The organism is Mucilaginibacter sp. RCC_168 (assembly GCF_041355315.1).
Classification (GTDB): Bacteria; Bacteroidota; Bacteroidia; order Sphingobacteriales; family Sphingobacteriaceae; genus Mucilaginibacter.
This window is the reverse complement of the sequence record NZ_JBFUPN010000053.1, coordinates 1-5,817: the sequence shown is the minus strand read 5'-3', so window position 1 is coordinate 5,817 and position 5,817 is coordinate 1. Positions and strand designations below refer to the sequence as shown.

Below are 5,817 nucleotides of genomic sequence, written 5' to 3'. Positions count from 1 at the left end.
CGATTATGGCGCGCGTTTCTACGATCCTGTAATTGGGCGATTTACGACTGTTGACCCGCTGGCAGAGGTAGATCGTAGATGGAGTTCTTACAGTTACGGGCACAATAACCCAATCACCCACATTGATGTGGATGGAATGTTTGATTGGGTCAAAGATCAGGACGGCAATATCAGTTGGGATAAGAATGCAAATTCGCAAGCAACGACAAAAGCCGGGGAAACCTATTTAGGCAAAACATTGACCTTTAATTTCAACAGTTATATTGATGGAAAACTTTGGGATGGCCCAGGAGGAAATATTGCCGCAGGAGACAAGCTTACATCTACTGTTAAGATCACCGGAAATGAAAATGAAGCAGGGGAATTAACTGGTATCACTGCCACAAAATCAATAAAACTTGGTGATACTCCAGTAGGATCTCCACGGGATTCTTACCCTGGTTTAGGAGATGATCAGAATAAGTTTACTTACAGTCAAACTAAAAATTCAGATGGTACATTAGCAACTTACAATTTGAATTTCGAGCAGCATGCAAGTGTTTCAAAAGTTGAAGAGTTTGGGTTGAATGCGATAGGTTATAATATAGTGAACGTTGCTCAAAAGATCAATGCTAATCTATCATCAGATGGAAAGTTATCTGTTTCAAGTGCTACAGATGTATTTCCATCGGCTACTTTAAAAGTTAATGGAACGCAAATAATGCATTACGCACAACCATCATTTAAAGCAACGCATAGCCCTTTAACGAAAGATTACAAGCCAGCTCACTGGTATAAAAGATAACAACCATGCTAAAAACAACCATTCTCAATATCTTACTTTACTTTTTTGTAAAGTATATGGCATTCTATACTTTTTTGATGTTTAAGGATAGCAACTTTAAATTATTAGATGTAAATAATATAAAAAATGGAGCTGATCTTTTTTACTTTCTATGGCTCCTGTTATTCTTACCAGTGGTTTGTATGGTAATCTTCACAGCGCCTTTATACTTTTCATTTAGAGTAAAAAATGCTGTTTACTTTTTTCTTATAATAGGTGTAACCTTTATAGCAGAGTACTTTTTGTATGTCTACTTTACCTCTCAAAAGCAGATTGACATCAATGGAGTATACAACGGAATACTAAGTATATTATTCTTACTGCTGTTTTTCTTTAAGCACATAAGTGTTATAGTTAAACAGGATGCACAATAACTAATTAGCTTGTAACAACTAAAAATGATGAAGAGGTTGTATTTGATTGTTTTATTAATCTTGGCTTTTACAGCCAGAGCACAAACACCTGCTCAAAGGGATAGTGCCAAAAGGGATAGCGCCCACCGGCAGTATCATCTTATGCGCAGAGACCCAAAACAAAATTACCCCTATGCATTTGCTGATAGCGCAAAAGCTAAAAAGCCAGTCGGGAAACCGAAGAAGAAAACAAGATAATATAAATGACGAAGCCCCTTAACAGGGGCTTTGCTGTTAAAGCGCGTAAGTCTTACGGGCTTTGGCATCCCTTAGCAAGCCATCGAGCGCATATAGAATACTATCCCTGTCAGGTTCTGCAAGTGAGTTTAATTCGTTAAGGCGTTTAAGCATAGCCGGGTCTTTCAGTACGTTCAAATCATCATTTTCTCCTAATAAATGCCCTACAGTGGTATCGAGCAGTTTGGCCATATTACGGGCTACCTCAATAGATGGCTTTGTTTCATCCCGCTCATACTTACCAATTACTGTATAAGAAGTATGCATCAACTTGGCAAGGTCTTGCTGCGAAAGCCCTTTGGCATCCCTGCATTCCCTTAATCTCTTACCAAATGTATCCATATTGTTATTTACAGCAGTTTTTACCTATACATACAAATATACGCAACTAAAGACTACTATAAAATCCCGTCAATGGAGCTAAAAGACTTCAATTGATAGTAATAAGCGGCATAAATAATACAATACATCAAAATGAACTTGTAAAACTGTACTATATAAATATATTTGCATTATATATAGTACATTATGACTTTTTTTAAGTGATGCAAAAACCTGTTGGGCTTATCACGGACAACCCGGAGTTATTATTGTTCTTAGACGGTAAACTGCACATTACCGTACTGGGCGGCATTAAGCTGACCGGGTTCGACCGTTTAAAAGTAACGCTTAAACTGGTGAATACGGATGACAAGTTAAACGTCTTTCGGCATAGCTTAGACCTTTACAACAGCATCCAAACTGAGCAACTGATCGAGAAATCAGCCGATGCGCTGGACACCGGCACCCGTGAGATCGGCACAGCCATAACCGGGTTGACCACCGCCTTAGAGCAGTACCGATCAGAACGGTTAGAGGCGATGAAACCGAAACAGCCGGAAAAGAAACAGCTTACAGAAGCCGAGCGCAAAGCTGCCATAGCTTACTTAAAAAGCCCTGATCTGTTAGGCCGTACCAAACAGGCCATTGCCCAAAGTGGCATCGTAGGCGAAGAAACCAACGCCCTGATCGCCTACCTCATTTACACCTCACGAACCCGTGAAACCCCTTTACACCTGTTATGCCTGGGCGCAAGCGGCACAGGCAAGACCTGGTTACAGGAGAAAGTAGGCGAGCTGATACCCGAAGAAGATAAACTGGAGATCACCACACTAAGCGTAAATGCTTTTTACTACTTCGGTAAAGACGAACTGAAATATAAGCTGCTATTACTCGAAGATATGGACGGTGCAGAAGACGTGCTGTACCCGATCAGGGAACTGCAAAGCAAGCGCAAAATATCCAAAACGGTAACCCTGAAAGACAGCAAAGGCAACCCCAAAACCATCACCCTGCAAGTGGAGGGGCCTGTTTGTATCAGCGGCTGCACCACGAGGGAGCAGATGTATGAGGACAATGCGAACCGCTGTATCTTATTGTACATGGATAACAGCCCGGAGCAGGACGTGAAGATCATGGATTACCAGCGCAAAATGAGCGCCGGGCTGATTGATAAATATGAAGAAAAGAAAGTAAGGGAAGCTTTGAAGAACGTGCAGCGCATGTTAAAACCCATTAGTGTTAAAAATCCTTACGCCCCATACCTGCAATTGCCGGAAGCTGTTTTTAAGCCACGGCGCACCATGCTTTTACTGCTATTATTCACAGAAACCATTACTTATTACCACCAGTACCAAAGGGAACTGAAAACGGACGAGGACACCGGGGAGCAGTATATAGAAACGACGATTGAGGACATACAGGCCGCTTTTAGCTTACTGGAAACCACCTTACTCAAAAAAAGCGACGAGTTAAACGATGCCTGCCGGGACTTCTTTGAAAAACTGAAGATATACCTGAAAGAAAAGGACACCGACACTTTTTTCAGCAAGGAAGTACGTGCTGCATTCCGGCTAACTCCGAGCAGTATAGGGCGTTACCTATACGAACTGGAACGCATGGGCTATATAAAAATAGCGAAAGGAAGCCGCTATAAGGGCTTTGAGTATAAAATACAGAGTTGGAACGACCTGGAGAACTTAGCGAACGATGCGCAAAGCATGGTAAAATCCATCCTTGAAAACATCAAGTTAGTAACCCGTATCCCATCAGTAACCCAAAGCCTTAATGGGTTACATAAAATGCAGAAAATCAGCGGGGAACGACCAGTAACCCACGACTAACAGAAAATGCAAGGCACCTTATATAATCCGCTCTATATCCGCTTGCAGGCAGGCTTTAGCCAATGGCTGCGCATCCTCAACTTTGAACCGACCAGCCCGCGCGATATGCCTAAGATGCTAACCGAGTTCCTGATCTATCTGCAAGATAATAACTGCCATCGTCCGCATGACATACAGCAGGAGCATTTGAAAAGATACATAGAACACCTGCACGAGCGGCCAAGCAAAACCGCAGCCGGTGCGATCAGCCTGAACTATATCCGTAAGCATTTACAGGTGATCCGCAAGTTTAGCCGCTACCTTACCGAAAGCGGACAGGAAAGCTTTACGGTAAAACTGCGCATCAAGGGCAAAAGCTCTAACGTGAAGTGTATTCTTAACCTGGCCGAGATCAGCAGCTTATACGAAGCTGTAAAAGATGATACATTGGGCTTGCGGGATAAAGCCATACTGGCCTTGTATTACGGTTGCGGTCTGCGTAAAAACGAGGGTGCCAATATCAATGTTAAGGACGTTTTATTAGATAAGGAACTGGTTTACGTGCGCAAAGGCAAAGGTTATAAAGAGCGTTACGTACCGCTGGCAGGTACAGGTAAAACCGATTTAGAGAACTATATCCTGTATGGCCGCCCCCTTTTGGCTACGGATAAAAAGGAAGATGCTTTATTATTGAACGTAAACGGCACACGGTTAAGCGGCCACATGGCCTATGAACGGCTGCAAAAGCTAAAGGCTATAGCGAAGATAAAAAAGCCCGCAGGCTTGCATACGCTACGCCATAGCATTGCCAGTCATTTACTGCATTCAGGTATGGCTTTAGAACAGATCCAACGCTTTTTAGGGCATAGCAGCATGGAAAGTACGCAGATCTACACCCACCTAAAGCATGAACAAATATAAGTTCGCCCCGGCGATACAGGCAGCATTGAAAAGCTACCAAACCTATTTACAGCAGGAACATTACGCCAAAAACTATATCCGGCAAAACAGCAACTATGCGGGTATCTTCCTGGAATGGCTGGAAGAAGAAAGCCTTGCCTTAGCACAGGCCAGTCATGCAGATGTATTGGAGTTTGCAGACCAGTTGAAGCAAAAAGGCCACAGCATCCGGCTTATTAACCGGGTGCTGCTTGCCGTAAGGTATTACTTCAACTGGCTTGGACAGGATGGCAAGGTGGGCTATAATCCCGCAGCCGGTATTATTCTGAAAGGCACGATCAGGCACATTCCCCACGACTTGCTAACCCAAGCCGAACTGGAAACGCTTTACGAAAGTTACCCTATATCAGACGAGCGTACCCATCGTAATAAGATTATTGTAGGCTTACAGGTTTACCAGGCATTGACGAGGGATGAACTGGAAACTTTGCGCCCTGAACACCTGAAATTGAGGGAGGGCAAAATACACATACCGTCTACCGGCAAACTAAACAGCCGGGAACTTGGTTTGCAGCCCCATCAAATCTTAGACTTGCAGGAATATCTATTGATTGTGCGGCCTAAAATACTCGCTGAACGCATGGCCGAACGTTCCGGCAGGAAGCCGGATAAATACAAAGCGGTGGAAGATGTACACCGGCTTTTTGTCAACATGAACGGACAGGAAACTATGAAAAATAGCATTCTGCACCTCAATTATGCTTTGCGGAAGATAAACCCGAAGTATAAACACGGGATGCAGATCAGGCAGAGCGTAATAACGGAATGGCTGAAAGAAAAGAACCTGCGGACGGTGCAATACATGGCGGGCCATCGCTATATCAGCAGCACCGAGCGTTACCAAACCAATAACCTGGAAGACCTGAAAGATGCGCTTAACAAGCATCATCCGTTCAATCTTTCCTAATCATCAGGGGTTCAGGTTATCTTCTGTTAAGCAACCAAAAGCGGGAGAAGACGGGGCTGTCAAGGGAACGTGGAATAAATGGCCTCGTGGGTGAATGGCTTGCGGGTTTATGCCGCGAAAGTCCCTTTACTGCCCTGGCTTCGGAGGCTGCCTTTGCTATAACAGATGATCAACCAACACACACACGCCACCCCAAAAAACAACCAAACCCACGGCCTTGCAAATGAAAAACTAACGCTTATCTTTACCCTTAACGAACGTTCTTTATGGCACCGAAAAAGTGCAAAACGGAAAACAGCCAAAAACGTAAAAACTTTATGGTAGCCAATACGATTA

At 43.6% G+C, this 5,817-nt stretch carries 5 protein-coding genes; 4 read left to right on the top strand and 1 reads right to left on the bottom strand.

The window, feature by feature from the left end:
* A partial coding sequence (locus AB6735_RS27830) for an RHS repeat-associated core domain-containing protein (protein ID WP_370999450.1) occupies positions 1-784 on the top strand: 784 nt, incomplete at its 5' end.
* 686 nt (positions 785-1,470) lie between these two features.
* On the opposite strand, the gene AB6735_RS27825 is transcribed toward AB6735_RS27830, so the two are convergent.
* Positions 1,471-1,815 carry a helix-turn-helix domain-containing protein gene (locus AB6735_RS27825; protein WP_370999449.1) on the bottom strand — a complete coding sequence of 115 codons (345 nt, stop codon included), beginning with the start codon at positions 1,813-1,815 and terminating at the stop codon, positions 1,471-1,473.
* A 203-nt stretch (positions 1,816-2,018) separates the two neighbouring features.
* On the opposite strand from AB6735_RS27825, the gene AB6735_RS27820 reads away from it, so the two are divergent.
* The 3 genes from AB6735_RS27820 to AB6735_RS27810 are packed head-to-tail and all read left to right on the top strand — an operon-like array spanning position 2,019 to position 5,481.
* Complete coding sequence (locus tag AB6735_RS27820) at positions 2,019-3,635, top strand: hypothetical protein (RefSeq protein ID WP_370999448.1); 1,617 nt, start codon at positions 2,019-2,021, stop codon at positions 3,633-3,635.
* A gap of 6 nt (positions 3,636-3,641) precedes the next feature.
* A complete protein-coding gene (locus AB6735_RS27815; protein ID WP_370999447.1) occupies positions 3,642-4,535 on the top strand; it encodes a tyrosine-type recombinase/integrase in 894 nt (297 codons plus the stop codon).
* Positions 4,522-5,481, top strand: a complete 960-nt coding sequence (locus AB6735_RS27810) for a tyrosine-type recombinase/integrase (RefSeq protein WP_370999446.1) — start codon at positions 4,522-4,524, stop codon at positions 5,479-5,481. The genes AB6735_RS27815 and AB6735_RS27810 overlap by 14 nt, the downstream gene beginning before the upstream one ends.
* Positions 5,482-5,817 lie beyond the last annotated feature (336 nt).